Genomic DNA, 17,078 nt, shown 5'->3' with positions numbered 1-17,078 from the left:
GTCAATGCGATGATTCTTGACGACCCGCGAGACGCGGCCAAACTGGCCGACGCTATTGGGAGGGTACTTGACCAAGCCGGTTTGCGAGAGCAACTAACGCATGGCGCCAGGGAGTTTGCCGCGAATTTTCAGTGGCCCGAGATTGCCGCCAGGCAGCTGACCGTGTATTTTTCTGCCCTTGGCGCCAGCAATTGAGCAGTGACGGGCCGATAGCCGCGATGGAAGTCAGGCCACGAGCTTGAAGTGCTTGCGGCTGAAATCCAGGCCCGTCAATGTTTCAATCTGCCGCATCAGGTGGTACTTGTTCTCTTTGGGCGTCGGCTTGTAGGCGGGGTCGATGTTCAAGACCGGTTCGGCCTCGGTCGTCAGCCACTGCTTCACCGCCAGCGGGTGCGTGCCCTGAAACGGCACGAGAGCCCGGCGGTCAAACTGGCTATAGGTAATTTGTGTGGCGGAGGTTGCCCAGTACTTGCTCACCTGGTCGAGTTTTTTCTGCATCTCTTCGTTGCGCCGTATCCAGCCGTAGTGGTAGATGTGGGCATTGGCCAGCGCAGCCTGCGGATTGCGGCCGCGTTTGTGGTCGGTGGTAACGAGCCAGTACTGGCCATCGGGCGCATAGCTGCGAATGGTGTTGCGGATCAGGCGGCATTCGCGCCGGTACCAGCCGGGGCTGATGGAAATCCAGTCGGGCGAGCCATAGAAATGGTGGTAGTCAAAAACCAGGGCTTCCACCGCGGGGTTGGCATGATGGTGCTCAACGCAGGCGCGTATGGCGGCCAATTCGTCCTCGTGCACGACCTCGTCGCCCTCGAGGTAAAACGCCCAGTCGCCGGTGCAGGAATACTGCGCAATCATTTTCTGCTGCGCATAGACAAAGCCCCGGTCGGCCATGCGCTCGTTCCACAGGGTTTCGATGATTCTGATCTTGGGATCGGCAATCGCCCGCACCCGCGCCAGCGTATCGTCAGACCCCTTGCCAACCGCCACCACGAACTCATCGACCAGCGGCAGCAGGGAACGAATCGAGGCCTCAAAAGGAAACGCCAGTTCTACGCCATTGCGTATAAAGGTAAAGCCACTGATTGAGACGCTCATCCGGGTAAGCCTTGAGGGATTGAATTTGCTGGAGTATAGGGATGTGGCGCCGGGCAGTCATGCCGACTGGAAGCCGAGCCGGTACAGGTGGGCATAAGCCCCGTTTTTGGCGAGCAACTCGCTGTGACTGCCGGATTCGATAATTCTGCCGGCATCCATCATGATGATGCGGTCGGCGTGTTGCACCGTGGACAGGCGGTGGGCAATGACCAGCGACGTGCGGTTGGCGGTGAGACGCTTGACGGCCTCCTGCACGGCAAGCTCCGACTCGGTATCCAGCGCCGAGGTGGCCTCGTCCAGCACAAGAATGGGCGCATCTTTATAAAGAGCGCGGGCAATTGCGAGCCGCTGGCGTTGGCCCCCCGACAGTTGCATGGCATTGTGGCCAAGGACCGTGTCAATGCCTTCGGGCAGGCTGGCCAGCAAGGCCGCCAAATTGGCCGCCTTCAGGCATTCCACCACCCGCTCCCGGTCAATCTCCTGGCCCAGCGCCACGTTGACGGCAATGCTGCTGTTGAGCATCACCACATGCTGGCTGACAAAAGCAAACTGCGATCGCAAGCACGGCAAATCCCAGGTCCGAATCTCTTGGCCGTCCAGGTGGATGCTGCCGGAGCTCAGTTCGACGAATCGGGGCAGCAGGTTCACCAACGTTGTTTTGCCAGAGCCTGAAACGCCGACGACCGCCAGCGTTTCACCAGACCGGATGCTGAGGCTGACCTGGTTCAGCGCAGGCGCCGCATCCGTTTTATAAACCACACTGACGTTGGCAAACTCAATGTCGCCAGTGGCTCTGGTCTTCATAAAGGTTCCACCGGCCTCGTCTTCGGTCAGGCCCATCAGGTCAAGCCCGCGTTCAAGCGCAGCGAGTCCACGGGTCACGGGTGTGGCCGCGTCCGACAGGCTTTTGACCGGCGCAATCAACAGCAGCATGGCCGTCACAAAGGCCACAAAACCGCCCACGGTAGTCGTGTTTTCGGCGCTTTGCAGCAGCGCAATCGAGATGACCGCCGACAGCGCCATGGCCGCCAGCACCTGGGTGATGGCACTCATGCCGGCATAGGCGGCGGTTGACTTCATGGACAGGCGGCGCAGGGTATTGCTCAACAGGTCGAAACGGCTGGCCTGGCTGGCCTGGGCCCCATGCAGGCGGACATCGCGGTGCGCCATGACGTTTTCTTCGACCACATAGGCCAGCTCATCGGTGGCGGTCTGGCTTTCCCGGGTCAACCTGTAGAGCCGGCGCGACAGGTTCTGGATGACAAATGCCACCGCCGGGAACAGCAGGGCCACCACCAGTGTCAGCTTCCAGTTCAGGTAGACCAGGTAGCCAATCAGCGCCAGCAGCGTCAGCACATCCCGCGCCAGCTTCATGAGCGCGTTGATCAGCATGGAAGACCCGTTGAAAACCTCGTACACGACCGTGTTGGCGATGGCGCTGGAACTCTGGTCGGCAAACAGATTGAGCCGCGCGCTCAGCAGCTTGCCAAACATGGCCCTGCGCAATCGAAGCAAGCCATCGTTGGTGACCTTGGCCAGGGCAAATTGCGCCAGGAACCCGGAGGCACCCCGCACGGTAAAGAGCAGCATCAAGGCCAGTGGCACCAGCCAGAGGTTGAATGAATCGCGCTGAAAACCGCGGTCCAGTAGCGGCTTGAGCAGGGCGGGAACAAAAGGCTCGGTCGCCGAAGCGGCAATGGTCGCACCAATCGCCAGCGCCCAGCCCGCGCGCGAGCCGCCGAAATAAGGCCAGACCCGCGCTACGCGTCGCAAAAGGCTGCGTTTTTCGGCCGGTGCGGCGGTGCTTTTCTCCATCGCTTGCGTCACGGTGCTGGCTTGAGTTCAGGTGTTGCGACGACCTCATGGGATGCTTTGCTCAGTCCCAATGCCAGCAGCAAGCCGACGACGACGCAGAAAAAATCTCCGATCATGGCGTCGTAGAGCGACGAGTTGAACAGGCAGGCAACGGCAAACGCCAGTAAAGCGGACTGCGCTGCGCGCGCATAGGGTTTTTCCATTCGCAAGGTGTCTTTCAGCATGGAAAGCATCAGGCCGCAAAATAGCAGGATGCCCGGAATTCCCAATTGCACACCCCACTGGAGGTATTCCTGGTGCGGAGTTCCAACGCCATGGATATCCTGGTGCGCGGGATTTTGAATGCGTTGCAGCCGGTTGTGCTCGCTCCTCCACGAGCCCACGCCGGCCCCAATCAGGGGGCGCTCCGAAATGACGGTGAGTGCCTGCCGCCAGTAGCCAAGCCGCAAGCCGGTCGAGGTGCTGGACACCCCTTGGGTCGAGTAAGAGCTTGCCTCTGTTTTGACGAGCGACAGTCGTTCCCGCACCTTTGTCGAACTCAAGAACAGGCCAAGCGCCAGCAAAAAGGGCAACACTACAACTGCAGCGCGGTACTTGCCGGGAAGCTGCCACATGATGGCAACTGACAGCAAGGCGATGGCCACAACCTGTCCACTGCGGCCATCCAATACAAACAGCACATTGAGCAGGGCCGCCAGAGCCAGAAGAACTGCCGCGTTTTTGCCAAACCGCCCGGGGGCCAGCTCCCGCAAATGCCAGCAGACTGCCGCGAATACCGTGCTGATGATGCCCTGGTCAAGGTAACTCGAGAAGACTGCGTAATGGGAAGCTGCCATGTTGGAGCTTGCCCACGGTACTGGCAGCCGAAAAAATAGCATCCACGAACTTGCGACAAGAAAAACCTGCGCCACTACAAAGGCACCCAGCGCATAGGTGGCCTCGCGCCGGTCGCGAATCAGGCTGACCATCAAGACAATGACAAGCAGTTTGCCGTACTTGGCCAAGGAGGCGAGGGCGTCGGCCTGCGGAGCTATGGACCAAAGCAGGCTTGCCGCAAATGCGAGCAGGCACAGCAGCACGGCTATATGCGTGAAGCGGGTCGGCGGGGGCTGAATTCCCTGCTGATTCCGCCGGCTGAGGAGCAGCGTGGTCAGCCCGCAGAGCAGGAGCAGGAATTTGGCAATGCTGACAATGACCATCGACAAGCCCACCGAGGCAGCTGCCATGCAGATGATGACAAGGCGAACATTGATCGTATTTTTCAGCAAAATTGTCGCAGGGGTCGCCTGATGAATATGGCGCATTATCGATGATTCCGTTTTCGCATTGGCCGATCATGCAACGGGTCACTCTGCTATGCTGCAAAGTCTCAAAGTCAGGTAGTTCGGGGGCAATTTTGCCCTCGGGGCATCAAAGAGGTAGTTGTTGGCAAGCTTGTCCGTTACGGTAATCACAAAAAACGAGGCCCACAATATTGAAGCGTGTCTGCGCTCGGTACGGTTCGCAGATCAGGTGGTGGTGGTCGACTCCGGCAGTACGGACGACACCGTGCAGATTGCCCGGAGTTTGGGCGCAGAGGTTACCGTCGCCACCGACTGGCAAGGATTCGGCATCCAGAAGAACAGGGCGCTTGCGCTTGCATCGTCTGAGTGGGTGCTGTCCATAGATGCTGATGAACAGGTCACCGAGGAGTTGGCCAGGGAAATCCAGGCGGTGCTGCGGGCACCGCAGTTTGATGCCTACAGTTTCCCCCGCCTCTCCAGTTTTTGCGGCCAGTACATGCACCACTCCGGGTGGTATCCGGACCGCGTCACCCGTCTTTTCCGCCGGACACGGGCTACCTTTTCCAATGATCTGGTGCATGAAAAAGTTCTCGCGGCAGGGCCTGTGGGGAGCCTCCAATCGGCCTTGCGGCACGAGAGCTACCGGGATTTTGAGGCGGTGCTGGACAAAGCCAACCGCTACTCCAGCGCGGGCGCGCAAACGCTGCTCAACAAGGGCAAAAACGCCAGTCTGACAACCGCGTTTGCGCATGGTGTGTGGGCCTTTGTCCGGACCTATTTTTTGCGTCTTGGCTTTCTGGACGGGCGGCTCGGCCTGGTGCTTGCCATTTCAATCGCAGAAGGTACCTACTACCGCTACCTTAAATTGTGGTTGTTGAATCAGGGCGCGTCGGGCAAGCGCGGCCTTGAGTAAGAAGTCAAGAACTTATTGCGGACTTTGTACCCCAATCCGCTTATGCCTGATGAACCAGCGACAAACTGTCGCAATTGCGTTGCCAGTTTTTGGCCTCGTTCAGGGTAAAAACCGTACTCTTTCAATATTTTTATGAACATGACACATTTAATGAACCGTCGCGCTGTGGTCAGTCTGCTGGCTGTGGGTGCGTCTTCCGCGTTCGCGCAGTTTCGCGTTGAAGTGTCCGGTGTCGGCATGACCCAGTTGCCCATCGCAATCGCAAGCTTTCGGGGCGAAGCGCAGGCGCCACAAAAAGTCGGCGCGATTGTCAAGGCCGACCTTGAACGCAGCGGCATGTTTCGCTCGATCGACACCGCGGGCATCGTGGCCGACGAAAACACCCGGCCAGACCTGGCAGTGTGGCGCCAAAAGGGCGCCGATGCGATGGTGACCGGCAGTGTGTCGCCCCTTGCCGATGGCCGCTTTGATGTGCGCCTTCGGCTGTGGGACATTGTGAGGGGGCAGGACCTGGGCGGCCAGAGCTTTACCGTGCGGGCAACCGATCTGCGTTTGGCGGCGCACCGTATTTCGGATTATGTGTACGAGAAACTGACGGGCGAAAAAGGGATTTTCTCGACCCGGATTGCCTATGTCACCAAGGCGGCGCAGCGCTACAACCTGTGGGTGGCCGATTCCGATGGGGAGGGGGCGCAGTCGGCGTTGACCAGCCCGGAGCCGATTATTTCGCCGTCCTGGTCGCCCGATGGGTCGCAGTTGGCTTATGTCTCGTTCGAATCGCGTAAACCCGTGATTTATTCGCACGATGTGGCCACTGGAAAGCGCCGCTTGCTGGCCAATTTCAGAGGCTCCAACAGCGCGCCGGCCTGGTCGCCGGACGGCAAGCAGCTGGTCGCCACCCTTAGCCGTGAAGGCGGCTCGCAGATTTACGCGATAGGCCTCAACGGCGGCGAGCCGCGCCGGCTGACCCAGTCGTCCAGCATCGATACCGAACCGGCTTTTTCGCCCGATGGCCGTTTCATTTATTTTGTCAGCGACCGTGGCGGCGCTCCCCAGATTTACCGCATGAGTCCTACCGGCGCCAACCCTGAGCGGGTCACGTTTACCGGCAGTTACAACATATCGCCGGCAGTCAGTCCTGATGGGCGCTGGCTCGCCTATGTTTCCAGGGTCGGTGGGGCCTTCAAGCTGCAGGTGATGGAACTTGCCAGCAGCACGGTCACTCAAATCACCGACACCGCTGCGGACGAGAGCCCGAGTTTTGCGCCCAACAGCCGACTCGTTGTGTATGCGACCCAGCAGCAGGGCCGGGAAGCGCTGATGACCACCACTCTGGACGGCAAGATCAAAGCCAGACTGGCGGGCGTGGCCGGCGACATCCGCGAGCCCGATTGGGGTCCCTTTCCGCGATAACCCGGGGCGCTCCCGGCACAGCCAGGTGCGCTATTATTTTTTTGTTTTTAGTAAAGGTTATTCATGAAGCGCATCTTTTTTTCCATCCTTTCGTCCCTTGTTCTTGCGGTCACGCTGTCGGCCTGTGGCTCCGATGTCAAACTCAATGACGTGCCCGTGGAGGACAGGACAGCCGGTGCCAGGCAGGCTGACGATGCCGCGGGCGCGGCGGGCAGGGCGGTGGCCCCGGTGCAGATTGCGGGCTCGGATGTCTCTGGCGCGGGACCTGCCAACACCGCCAAAGTCATTTACTTCGATTTCGACAGCTATGTGGTCAAGCCCGAATTCCAGACCACGATTGAGGCGCATGCGAAGTACCTGACGGCCAACAAGTCCCGCAAGATGGCGATTGAAGGGCACACCGACGAGCGCGGCGGCCGTGAGTACAACCTGGCACTGGGACAAAAACGTTCTGAAGCGGTGCGCCGCGCCCTGGGTTTGCTGGGGGTCCCGGATGCCCAGGTGGAGGCGGTGAGCTTTGGCAAGGAAAAGCCGGCTGCATCGGGCTCGGATGAGGCGGCCATGGCCAAGAACCGCCGCGCCGAACTCAACTACCGTTAAGCCGGAATGCGAGTCGTGAAACCCTTCAGAGCCGCCCTGGCGGTAGCGGCCTGCGCACTGGCCTTCCACGCCCATGCCGGCCTGCTTGATGACGACGAAGCGCGCAGGGCCATCCTGGATTTGCGGCAGAAGGTGGATGCCTCCCAGCAGCGCATGGCCGATGACCTGAAAAGAAACACCGATGACAACGCCCAGCTTCGCCGCAGCGTGCTCGATCTTTCCAATCAGATTGAAACCTTGCGCAATGAACTGGCCAATCTGCGCGGGCAAAATGAGCAGTTGGCACGCGGCGTCGCCGACATGCAGCGTACCCAGAAAGACCTGAGCCAGGGCGTGAACGAGCGCCTGCGCAAGTTTGAACCCGGCAAGGTCACGGTGGACGGCCGGGAGTTTGTGGCCGAGCCTGCGGAGTCGCAGGAGTTTGAGGCGGCGCTGGCCACGCTTCGCAAGGGCGACTTTGTGACGGCGCAAACCGGTTTTGTCAATTTCCTCAAGCGCTATCCGCAAACCGGCTACCGAAGCTCTTCGCTGTTCTGGCTGGGCAATGCCCAGTACGCATCCCGCAACTACCGGGAAGCGGTCACCAATTTCAGGACACTGGTTGCCACCGATGCCGAGCACATGCGCGCGCCCGAAGCCCTGCTGTCGCTGGCCAACTGCCAGGTTGAACTCAAGGACACCAGGGCCGCCCGCAAAAGCCTGGAAGACCTCGTGAAGGCTTATCCGCAGTCTGAAGCTGCCTCGGTGGCAAAAGAGCGCCTTACCAGGCTCAAGTAGGCCAGCGGCGGGTTCTGCCTCTCCATTCCCACTTAAAATCCGGGAATGGATATTGCCGGAACCCACACGCTCAGCACACTTACCGCCCAGGTTCTCTGGGCGGGGTTTTTTCTAGCCATGATTTTTGGTGCCATTGCCCAGCGCACCCATTTTTGCACCATGGGCGCTGTCAGCGACATCGTCAACATGGGCGACTGGACCCGCATGCGCATGTGGGGCATGGCGATTGGTGTGGCAATGATTGGTTTCTTCGGCCTCGCGGCCGCGGGCCAGATTGACCCGGCCAAAACGCTCTACGCCTCCAGCCGTTTCATCTGGCTGTCGGCGCTCGTCGGTGGCGGCATGTTTGGCTTTGGCATGGTGCTGTCATCGGGCTGCGGCAGCAAAACCCTGGTGCGCATTGGCGGCGGCAGCCTGAAATCGCTGGTGGTATTTGCCGTGATGGGCATTGCCGCCTTTGCCACGCTCAAGGGCATTACGGCGGTGCTGCGGGTGGCCTCGGTGGACCGGGTGGCGATGGAATTCACCAGCAATGCGGCCTTGCCCAACTGGCTGGCTGGCACATTGAGCGTGGCCCCGGCTGTTGCCGGTCTGGGCCTGGCGCTGCTGATTGGCCTGGGGCTGATCGCGTGGGCGCTGAGCAGCCCTGATTTCCGCCGCTTTGACAACCTGCTGGCGGGTCTTGGCATCGGTGCCGTGATCGCGGCCACCTGGTGGGTCAGTGGCCATCTCGGCTATGTGGCGGAACACCCCGAAACGCTGCAGGAGGCTTTTGTGGCCACCAATTCCGGCCGGGCAGAGGCCATGAGTTTTGTATCGCCGGTCGCCTATACGCTGGACTGGTTCATGTTTTTCAGCGACAAAAGCAAGGTGCTGACGCTGGGCATTGTGTCGGTGTTTGGCATGGTGGCCGGCTCGGCGGTGTATTCGCTGGTGTCACGCAGCTTTCGCTGGGAGGGTTTTCGTGACGCACAGGACACTGCCAGCCATCTGGTCGGGGCAACGCTGATGGGAGTGGGCGGCGTAACCGCGATGGGCTGCACCGTGGGCCAGGGCCTGTCGGGCATTTCGACCCTGAGCGCCACCAGCTTTGTGGCGCTGGCCGCCATACTGGCCGGCGCCGTCGCCGGCTTGAAATTCCAGATCTGGCGGCTTGAGCGCACGCTTTAGAGATACCTGGTTTCACCCGCATGACATTGCCCGCAGACGTCCTGCCCGCCGACCTTGAACGGCGCTTTGGCGGGCTGGCGCGGCTGTATGGCACGGCGGGTGCCCGGCGCATTCGTGCGGCGCATCTGGTGGTGGTGGGCGTGGGCGGTGTGGGCTCCTGGGCCGCCGAAGCGGCCGCGCGCAGCGGCGTGGCCCGCCTGACACTGGTCGACCTGGACCACATTGCCGAGTCCAACATCAACCGCCAGGTTCATGCGCTGGGCAGCACGCTGGGCCAGGCCAAGGTGCAGGCCATGCGCGAGCGCATCGCGCAGATCAATCCCGAATGCAGGGTCGACTGCATTGAAGAGTTTGTCGATGCTGCGAACTGGCCGGCCCTGCTGGGGCTTGATGGCGAAATGGCCTTGAGCCAGTTTGCCGTGATCGATGCCTGCGATCAGGTCAGGGCCAAAACCGCAATGGCCGCCTGGGCCATTAGGAACAAGATTATTTTCATCAGCGTGGGCGCCGCGGGCGGCAAGCGGCTGGCGCACCGCGTTGATATTGAAGATCTGTCGCTGGTCACGCACGACCCCTTGCTGGCGCAGCTGCGCTACCGCTTGCGCAAGGAGCATGGCGCGGCCCGCGACCGGAAAAAGATGGGCGTGGCCTGTGTGTTCAGTCGTGAACCGGTGATGCAGCCCGCGGCCGAGAGTTCATTGGGCGCAGCTGACAACGCGGCGCAGAATAGGGAGCCGGTCATGTGCGATGCCGCCGCGCAAGCCGATGGCAGCCTCAATTGCCACGGCTATGGCTCAGTGGTGAGCGTTACCTCGACCTTTGGTTTGTGCGCAACCGGCTGGGTGCTGAATAAAATTGCCGGCTAGTTTGCAAAGCGCAAAAAAATGACGCTATAATTTGAGGCTGTGCTGCAGTCATGCAGTGCATCCAAGAAGCAATTCATGGGACCTTAGCTCAGTTGGTAGAGCAGCGGACTTTTAATCCGTTTGTCGTGGGTTCGACCCCCGCAGGTCCCACCAAATTTGAAGGGCCTGACTGAAAAGTCAGGCCCTTTTTTATTTGCCTGTCACCTTTGCCTGCCATCCAATTTCAAGCCGAGTGTCCCAGCAACGGCACCTCCAGTTGAGCCTGTCTCGCCACCCGAACACAATCCTTCATATGCTCTTCGCCGAGGTAGCGAATCGCAGCGTAGCCCACGGTGGCGGCGACGATCTGGCCAGCAAAGGGGACGTATTTGGCGAGTTGCTTGGTGGTCAGGCGCATGCCGATTTTGGTGGCCGCTTTGATCACCAGATCTCGGCTGATGAGTTTGCCAATCAGCACCGAGCCAACCAGGGTGACGGCTTTCTGAACCTGCTCGCGCTTGGTCGGGTCGAGCTGATCAAGCTGGGCCGGTGTAAGGCCAAATTCCTTGTTGATTTCAGGAATCAGTTTGGACAGCATGGCCGCATCCACCGCCCAATCCAGCCCCGGCACCGGCACGGCGCTGGCTGCCGCGGCGACGATGGCGCGCTTGTTGAGCAGCTTGCGGCTGCGTTTGACGGCGGCTTGCAGCGCTGCGTCGTTGTCAGCCATGTGCAGGGCAGTCGGCATGGGTCAGTGTCCTTGCAAAAGTCGATGAAAACCGGGGTGGCTTGAGCCTACACCGTAGCGGCTTCAATCTGTTCGGTCAACTCCAGCCAGCGCTCTTCCAGCGCGCCCAGGTCGGCGTCAATGGCTTTGAGGCGCTTGCCGGTCTGGGCGATTTCCGAAGGGGCGGTGCTCGTGGTCAGCAGGGCTTGCAGGTTGCCTTTTTCAGTACCCAGGGCCTGCATTTTCTGATCGATTTTTTCCAGCTCCTTGCGCAGCGGCCTGGTCGCATCCGACTGCTGCTGGCGGCGCTGCGCCTCGTCTTTCTTGCTGACTGGTTTTTTGGCATCAGAAGTGTCTTTGGCCCCCGTGGAATGTGTGCTTTCAGCTACTGTTTTCGTAGCGGATGCAACCGGTGCAACGGCGTTGCCGCCAGATTTTTTGGCTTCCTCGCGCATGCGCTTGGCGTGGTCCAGCAAATACTTCTGGTAGTCGTCCAGGTCGCCGTCGAACGGCGCCACGCCGCCTTGCGAGACCATCCAGAACTCGTCGCAGACGGCGCGCAGCAGCGCACGGTCGTGGCTGACCAGCATGACGGTGCCTTCAAATTCATTGAGCGCCATCGACAGCGCCTCGCGCGTGGCCAGGTCCAGGTGATTGGTTGGCTCATCGAGCAGCAGCAGGTTGGGGCGCTGCCAGACGATCATGCACAGCACCAATCTGGCTTTTTCGCCACCGCTCATGCTGCCCACGGCCTGCTTGACCATGTCGCCGCCAAAATTGAACATGCCCAGAAAGCTGCGCAAATCCTGCTCGCGGGTCGGCTGGTTGCCGATCTTTCCGGCGGCGGTGACCTCCTTGACGAGGCGGATCATGTGCTCCAGCGGGTTGTCGGCCGGGCGCAGCACGTCAAGTTCCTGCTGGGCAAAGTAGCCGATGTTCAGGCCCTTGCCTTCGGTCATGTCGCCGCTGATCGGGGCCAGAGCCCGTGCCACGGTTTTCACCAGCGTCGATTTACCCTGGCCGTTGGCGCCCAGAATGCCGATGCGCTGGCCGGCCAGTACCGACTTGCTGACGTTTTGCACGATGACGGTGGGCGGCGTGCCTTCCGGTGCGTCCTCGGGCGCCGGGTAGCCGAAGTAGGCGTTCTGCATCGCCAGCATGGGGTTGGGCAGGTTCGCCGGTTCCTTGAACTCGAAGGTGAAGTCGGCTTCGGCCAGCAGCGGCGCGATTTTCTCCATGCGGTCCAGCGCCTTGACGCGGCTTTGTGCCTGCTTGGCCTTGCTGGCCTTGGCCTTGAAACGGGCAATGAACTTTTGCAGGTGGGCGATCTTGTCCTGCTGCTTGCTGAAAGCGGTTTGCTGCAGCGCCATTTGCTCGGAGCGCAGGTCTTCAAACTTGCTGTAGTTGCCGCCGTAGCGCGTTAGCTTGGCGCTTTCAATATGCACCGTCACGTCGGTTACGGCATCGAGAAACTCGCGGTCATGGCTGATCACCAGCATGGTGCCCTGGTAGCGCTTGAGCCAGGCTTCCAGCCAGACCAGGGCGTCCAGGTCCAGGTGGTTGGTCGGTTCATCGAGCAGCAGCAGATCGGACGGACACATCAGCGCGCGCGCCAGCTGCAGCCGCATGCGCCAGCCGCCGGAAAAACTGTTGACCGGGTTGTCAAGCTCGCCGACCTTGAAGCCCAGGCCCAGAATCAGGGCCTGCGCCCGCGCCTGCGCGTCGTGCGCGCCCGAGTCGTACAGGTCCATGTAGGCATGGGCCATGCGGTCGCCATCGCCGCTGGCTTCGGCGGCATGCACCTCGGCCTGGGCCGCCAGCAGCACCACGTCGCCATCGACCACATAGCTGGTGGCGCTCTGCTCGGTCTCAGGCATGTCCTGCGCGACCTGCGCCATGCTCCACTGAGCCGGGATGGAGAATTCGCCGCCGTCTTCATGGATGGAGCCGTTGAGCATGGCAAACAGCGTGGACTTGCCCGCCCCATTGCGCCCGACCAGGCCGATTTTCTCGCCGGGGTTGAGGGTGACAGACGCGCCGTCGATAATCACTTTGGCGCCGCGACGCAGCACCACGTTTTTAAGGGTAATCATGTCAAAAGACTCAAGGAAAAAATAGGGGACAGGCCATGCTTGCCCATCAAAAAAAAGCCGGCGGGCCAAAAAGCCGCCGCCAGCTGTTGCCGTGCCAGGGTTTAAATCAGCTGTTCCCGTGTGAGCAGCATCACCTGGTCACTGCCGGCGCTGGTTTCAAACCAGAGCGGTTCAAGCTGCGGGAAGGCACGCTCAAAATTCTCGCGTTCATTGCCGATTTCCAGCACCAGTACCGCATTTTCGTTCATTTGCGTGGCGGCGTTTAGAAAAAGGCTTCGAATGAAGTCCATGCCGTCGCTTCCGCCGTGCATGTTTCCGGCCAGTGCCAGCGCCGGTTCCGCGCGAAACTCGGCCGGCAGCGCGGCCATGCTGGCGGCATTCACATAAGGCGGGTTGCACAGAATCAGGTCGTAACCGCCGTTTTGCGCGCCCCGGCAGGCGGCCAGGCCGTCAGATTCGATCAGGGTGATCCGGTCGGCCAACTGGTGCCGGTCTATGTTGATGCGCGCCACGGCCAGGGCGTCGGTGCTGATGTCGGCGGCGTCGACCATGACCTCGGGGTAGGTCATGGCGGCCAGCACGGCCAGGCTGCCGTTGCCGGTGCACAAATCGAGCACGCGCCGGGTGTGTTCGCCCAGCCAGGGGTCGATGCTTTCATCTATCAGCAGCTCGGCAATGAATGAGCGCGGAATGATCACACGCTCGTCCACATAAAAGGGCACGCCCATCAGCCAGGCCTCGTTCGTGAGGTAGGCGGCCGGCCTGCGGCTGCTGATGCGTTCATCAAAAAGCATAGCTACTTGCGTAATATCGGCGGGGGCTACCGGCTTGTTTTCCACTGAAGCGAGGTCGTCCAGCGGCAGCCCGAGCTTCCACATGACGAGCCAGGCGGCTTCGTCAAAGGCATTGGTCGTGCCCTGGCCAAAGCCGTCGGAAAAGCTCAGGCCCGCAGCTTCCAGCTTCGCCGCCATGGCTTCAATCAGCGCCAGTACCGTCACGCTGCTCATCGCGCGGCCATCGGCGCAACACCGGCCAGCCGCTCAAGAACACCCTTGTAGATGTTTTTTAGCGGATCGAGCGAGCTGACCAGCACATGCTCGTTGATCTTGTGGATCGACGCGTTGATCGGGCCAAATTCGATGACCTCGGCGCAGGCCTTGGCGATGAAGCGGCCGTCGCTGGTGCCGCCGGTCGTCGACAGCTCGGTTTGCAGCCCGGTCTCAAGCAGGATGGCGCCGCTGACCGCATCGACCAGCGCGCCCGGCGTGGTCAGAAAGGGCAGGCCGCCCACGGTCCATTTCAGGTCGTAGTCGAGGTCGTGCCGCTCCAGCACCGCCTGCAGGCGCTGCTGCAGGCTCTCGGGCGTGGACTCGGTGCAAAAGCGGAAGTTGAAATCAACCACCAGCTCGCCCGGAATGACGTTGGAGGCGCCGGTGCCGCCATGGATGTTGGACACCTGCCAGCTGGTGGCCGGAAAGAAGGCGTTGCCCTGGTCCCATTCGGTGGCGACCAGCTCGGCCAGGGCCGGTGCAAACCGGTGAATCGGGTTTTTGGCCAGGTGCGGGTAGGCGATATGGCCCTGCACGCCCTTGACGGTGAGCTTGCCGCTCATCGTGCCGCGGCGGCCGTTTTTGATCATGTCGCCAAGCTGGCTGACCGAGGTCGGCTCGCCGACGATGCAGTAGTCCAGCACCTCGCCACGCGCCAAAAGCCGCTCGCACACCACCACGGTACCGTCGGTGGCCGGGCCTTCCTCGTCACTGGTGATCAAAAACGCGATCGACAGTTCGGGTTCCGGGTGCGCCGCCAGAAATTCCTCGACCGCCACCACCATGGCGGCCAGCGAGGTCTTCATGTCGGCCGTGCCGCGCCCGTACAGCAGGCCGTCCTGGTGGCTGGGCGTGAACGGGTGGCTGTGCCACTGCTCCAGCGGGCCGGTCGGCACCACGTCGGTGTGGCCGGCAAACACCAGGGTTTTGGGGGATGCCGTGCTTGCTATTGATTTGATAGCTCCCTGTGCAGGTTCTGCCTGGGCTACAGGCCTTAAACCTTCTTTTTTGGCCCACAGGTTGGTGACGCGGAAGTGGTCCGGGCCGCTGACCAGGGTTTCGCACTGAAAGCCCAGCGGGGCCAGCCGCGCGATCAGCAAGGCCTGGCAGCCGGCGTCGTCGGGCGTGACGGAAGGGCGGGAAATCAGCTGTTCTGCGAGTCGGAGTGTGGAGGACATAGAAAAAATGGGCCGGGCCCAGGTGCCCGGACGATTACAGTCGGCCGAAGCCGGTGGTGCCGAATTTGGAGTTGGGTTTGATGTCCAGCGTGATCTCGGTGAAGGACGCCTCGTCCTGGTCTTCCTCGGGTTCCTCGGCCTTGGCCTTGGCGGCGGCAACACTGTTTTCAAGGCGCCACATCAGGTTGGTGGGCGAGTCGGCGTAGAGCAGGCCTTCCTTGCGCGTGACCATGCCCTCCACGATCAGCCGGGCAATGTCGGCTTCAAAGGTCAGCGAGCCTTCGGCGATGGATTTTTCCATGGCCTCCTTCACGCCCGAGAAGTCGCCTTTTTCAATCAGCTCGGCAATCAGCTTGGTGTTGAGCATGACCTCGGCCGCGGGCACCCGGCTGCCGTCCTGGGTGCGCAGCAGGCGCTGCGACACGATGGCCTTCATGGCCGCGCCCAGGTCGCCCAGCATGGTGTTGCGCACCTCCACCGGGTAAAAGCTCAGGATGCGGTTCAGCGCCTGGTAGCTGTTGTTGGCGTGCATGGTGGCCAGGCACAGGTGGCCCGACTGGGCATAGGCAATCGCCGCCGACATGGTTTCACGGTCGCGGATCTCGCCGATCAGGATCACGTCGGGCGCCTGGCGCAGCGCGTTTTTCAACGCCACCTGGAGTGAGCGCGTATCGGTGCCCACCTCGCGCTGGTTCACCACCGATTTTTTGTTGGTGAACAAAAATTCAATCGGGTCTTCAATCGTCAGGATGTGGCCCGGCGTGCTGGCGTTGCGGTGGTCGATCATGGCCGCCAGCGTGGTGCTTTTGCCGGCGCCGGTCGAGCCCACCATCAGAATCAGCCCGCGCTTTTCCATGATCAGGTCGCTCAGGATGGCCGGCAGGTTCAGGCTCTGCAGCGGCGGAATCTCGTTGGGGATGTAGCGGATCACCGCCGCATAGGTGTTGCGCTGGCGAAAGCCGCTGATGCGGAAGTTGCCCAGGCCTTCGATCGGCAGGGCCATGTTGAGTTCGCCCAGCTCTTCAAGCTCTTCCATGCGCTTGGGCGTCAGCACCTCGGCCAGCAGGTTGCGCGGTGCATCGGCCGGCAACAGCTGGGTATTGATCGGAATGGCCTCGCCGTTGATCTTGATCAGGGCCGGGGAATGGGCCGACAGGTAAACGTCTGAGGCGTTTTTTTCCACCATCAAACGCAGAATTCTTACCATCGTGCTCATAGTCCGTCCCTCGGTCTTGTCAATTTATTCCGGCCCGTCGCAGCTCAGGTCAGTCGCGCAGAAGGTCGTTGAGGCTGGTGGTGGCGCGGGTTTTGGCATCGACTTTTTTCACGATCACCGCGCAATACAGGCTGTACTTGCCGCCGGCCTTGGGCAGGTTGCCCGACACGACGACGGAGCCGGCCGGAACGCGGCCATAGCTGACGGTGTCGAGCTCGCGGTCATAAATCGGCGTGCTCTGGCCGATGTAGACGCCCATCGACAGCACCGAGTTTTCTTCGACGATCACGCCTTCCACGACCTCGGAGCGCGCGCCGATAAAGCAGTTGTCTTCGATGATGGTCGGGTTGGCCTGCATCGGCTCGAGCACGCCGCCAATGCCGACGCCGCCCGACAGGTGCACGTTCTTGCCGATCTGGGCGCATGAGCCGACGGCGGCCCAGGTGTCCACCATCGTGCCCTCATCCACATAGGCGCCAATGTTGACGTAGCTGGGCATCAGGATCGCGCCTTTGGCCACAAAGCTGCCGCGGCGGGCCACGGCGGGCGGCACCACGCGCACGCCGGTGGCGCGCATTTCTTCTTCACTCAGGTGGGAAAACTTTGTTTTGACCTTGTCAAAAAAGCCCAGATCACCGGCGCGCATCATTTCGTTGTCTTTCAGGCGAAAACTCAGCAGCACGGCCTTCTTGATCCATTGGTGCGTGGTCCACCGGCCCACGCCCTGGCGCGTGGCCACGCGCAGATGGCCGCTGTTGAGCTGGGCAATGGTGTGCTCGACCGCGTCCAGCACCTCTTGGGGCGCTGATTTGGTGGACAGGTTGGCCCGGTCTTCCCAGGCGGCGTCAATGGTGGCTTGCAGCGTACTTTGCAGATTTTCTTGCGTCATTGGAGTGCTTTTCAG

At 61.2% G+C, this 17,078-nt stretch carries 16 protein-coding genes and 1 tRNA gene; 8 read left to right on the top strand and 9 right to left on the bottom strand.

Annotated features, from left to right (window positions below; translation table 11 throughout):
- A partial coding sequence (locus tag RMO23_RS06565; protein ID WP_405041576.1) for a glycosyltransferase occupies positions 1-195 on the top strand: 195 nt, incomplete at its 5' end.
- A 30-nt stretch (positions 196-225) separates the two neighbouring features.
- Here the strand turns inward: RMO23_RS06565 and RMO23_RS06560 are convergent.
- The 3 genes from RMO23_RS06560 to RMO23_RS06550 are packed head-to-tail and all read right to left on the bottom strand — an operon-like array spanning position 226 to position 4,214.
- Positions 226-1,095 carry a glycosyltransferase gene (locus RMO23_RS06560; RefSeq protein WP_309679683.1) on the bottom strand — a complete coding sequence of 290 codons (870 nt, stop codon included), beginning with the start codon at positions 1,093-1,095 and terminating at the stop codon, positions 226-228.
- A gap of 57 nt (positions 1,096-1,152) precedes the next feature.
- On the bottom strand, positions 1,153-2,910 hold the full coding sequence (msbA, locus tag RMO23_RS06555) for a lipid A export permease/ATP-binding protein MsbA (RefSeq protein ID WP_309679685.1): 1,758 nt from the start codon (positions 2,908-2,910) through the stop codon (positions 1,153-1,155).
- Positions 2,911-2,918: 8 nt separating this feature from the next.
- A complete protein-coding gene (locus tag RMO23_RS06550) occupies positions 2,919-4,214 on the bottom strand; it encodes an O-antigen ligase family protein (protein WP_309679681.1) in 1,296 nt (431 codons plus the stop codon).
- Between the two features lie 121 nt (positions 4,215-4,335).
- On the opposite strand from RMO23_RS06550, the gene RMO23_RS06545 reads away from it, so the two are divergent.
- The 7 genes from RMO23_RS06545 (at position 4,336) to RMO23_RS06515 (ending at position 10,085) form a co-directional block, all read left to right on the top strand.
- Positions 4,336-5,106 (top strand): glycosyltransferase family 2 protein, encoded by a 771-nt coding sequence (locus RMO23_RS06545; protein WP_309679679.1) that lies wholly within the window; start codon positions 4,336-4,338, stop codon positions 5,104-5,106.
- 150 nt (positions 5,107-5,256) lie between these two features.
- Positions 5,257-6,519, top strand: coding sequence for a Tol-Pal system beta propeller repeat protein TolB (gene tolB / locus RMO23_RS06540; protein ID WP_405041575.1), 1,263 nt, complete (start codon positions 5,257-5,259; stop codon positions 6,517-6,519).
- A 63-nt stretch (positions 6,520-6,582) separates the two neighbouring features.
- Positions 6,583-7,119, top strand: a complete 537-nt coding sequence (gene pal / locus RMO23_RS06535) for a peptidoglycan-associated lipoprotein Pal (RefSeq protein WP_309679675.1) — start codon at positions 6,583-6,585, stop codon at positions 7,117-7,119.
- A 6-nt stretch (positions 7,120-7,125) separates the two neighbouring features.
- Positions 7,126-7,896: a tol-pal system protein YbgF gene (ybgF, locus tag RMO23_RS06530; protein ID WP_405041574.1), complete on the top strand. Its 771-nt coding sequence runs from the start codon at positions 7,126-7,128 to the stop codon at positions 7,894-7,896.
- Between the two features lie 45 nt (positions 7,897-7,941).
- The gene (locus RMO23_RS06525; protein ID WP_309679672.1) at positions 7,942-9,066 is read left to right on the top strand and encodes a YeeE/YedE family protein; all 1,125 of its coding nucleotides are present in this window, start codon (positions 7,942-7,944) and stop codon (positions 9,064-9,066) included.
- A 20-nt stretch (positions 9,067-9,086) separates the two neighbouring features.
- Positions 9,087-9,932, top strand: coding sequence for a tRNA threonylcarbamoyladenosine dehydratase (locus RMO23_RS06520; protein WP_309679670.1), 846 nt, complete (start codon positions 9,087-9,089; stop codon positions 9,930-9,932).
- Positions 9,933-10,009: 77 nt separating this feature from the next.
- Positions 10,010-10,085: transfer RNA gene (locus RMO23_RS06515), tRNA-Lys, on the top strand.
- Positions 10,086-10,155: 70 nt separating this feature from the next.
- Here RMO23_RS06515 and RMO23_RS06510 read toward each other — a convergent pair.
- The 6 genes from RMO23_RS06510 to dapD form a co-directional block, all read right to left on the bottom strand.
- A complete protein-coding gene (locus tag RMO23_RS06510) occupies positions 10,156-10,659 on the bottom strand; it encodes a hypothetical protein (RefSeq protein ID WP_309679668.1) in 504 nt (167 codons plus the stop codon).
- A gap of 47 nt (positions 10,660-10,706) precedes the next feature.
- Complete coding sequence (locus RMO23_RS06505; protein ID WP_309679666.1) at positions 10,707-12,731, bottom strand: ATP-binding cassette domain-containing protein; 2,025 nt, start codon at positions 12,729-12,731, stop codon at positions 10,707-10,709.
- Positions 12,732-12,832: 101 nt separating this feature from the next.
- Positions 12,833-13,738: a 50S ribosomal protein L3 N(5)-glutamine methyltransferase gene (prmB, locus tag RMO23_RS06500; RefSeq protein WP_309679664.1), complete on the bottom strand. Its 906-nt coding sequence runs from the start codon at positions 13,736-13,738 to the stop codon at positions 12,833-12,835.
- Positions 13,735-14,958, bottom strand: a complete 1,224-nt coding sequence (gene dapE / locus RMO23_RS06495) for a succinyl-diaminopimelate desuccinylase (RefSeq protein ID WP_309679662.1) — start codon at positions 14,956-14,958, stop codon at positions 13,735-13,737. Before dapE ends, prmB begins: the two co-directional genes overlap by 4 nt.
- Positions 14,959-14,992: 34 nt before the next feature.
- A complete protein-coding gene (locus RMO23_RS06490; RefSeq protein WP_309679660.1) occupies positions 14,993-16,174 on the bottom strand; it encodes a PilT/PilU family type 4a pilus ATPase in 1,182 nt (393 codons plus the stop codon).
- A gap of 49 nt (positions 16,175-16,223) precedes the next feature.
- Positions 16,224-17,063: a 2,3,4,5-tetrahydropyridine-2,6-dicarboxylate N-succinyltransferase gene (dapD, locus tag RMO23_RS06485; protein WP_309679659.1), complete on the bottom strand. Its 840-nt coding sequence runs from the start codon at positions 17,061-17,063 to the stop codon at positions 16,224-16,226.
- Positions 17,064-17,078: the final 15 nt, after the last annotated feature.

This window comes from Polaromonas sp. (genome assembly GCF_031411155.1).
GTDB lineage: Bacteria > Pseudomonadota > Gammaproteobacteria > Burkholderiales > Burkholderiaceae_C > Polaromonas.
This window is presented reverse-complemented; position numbering and strand designations above follow the sequence as displayed.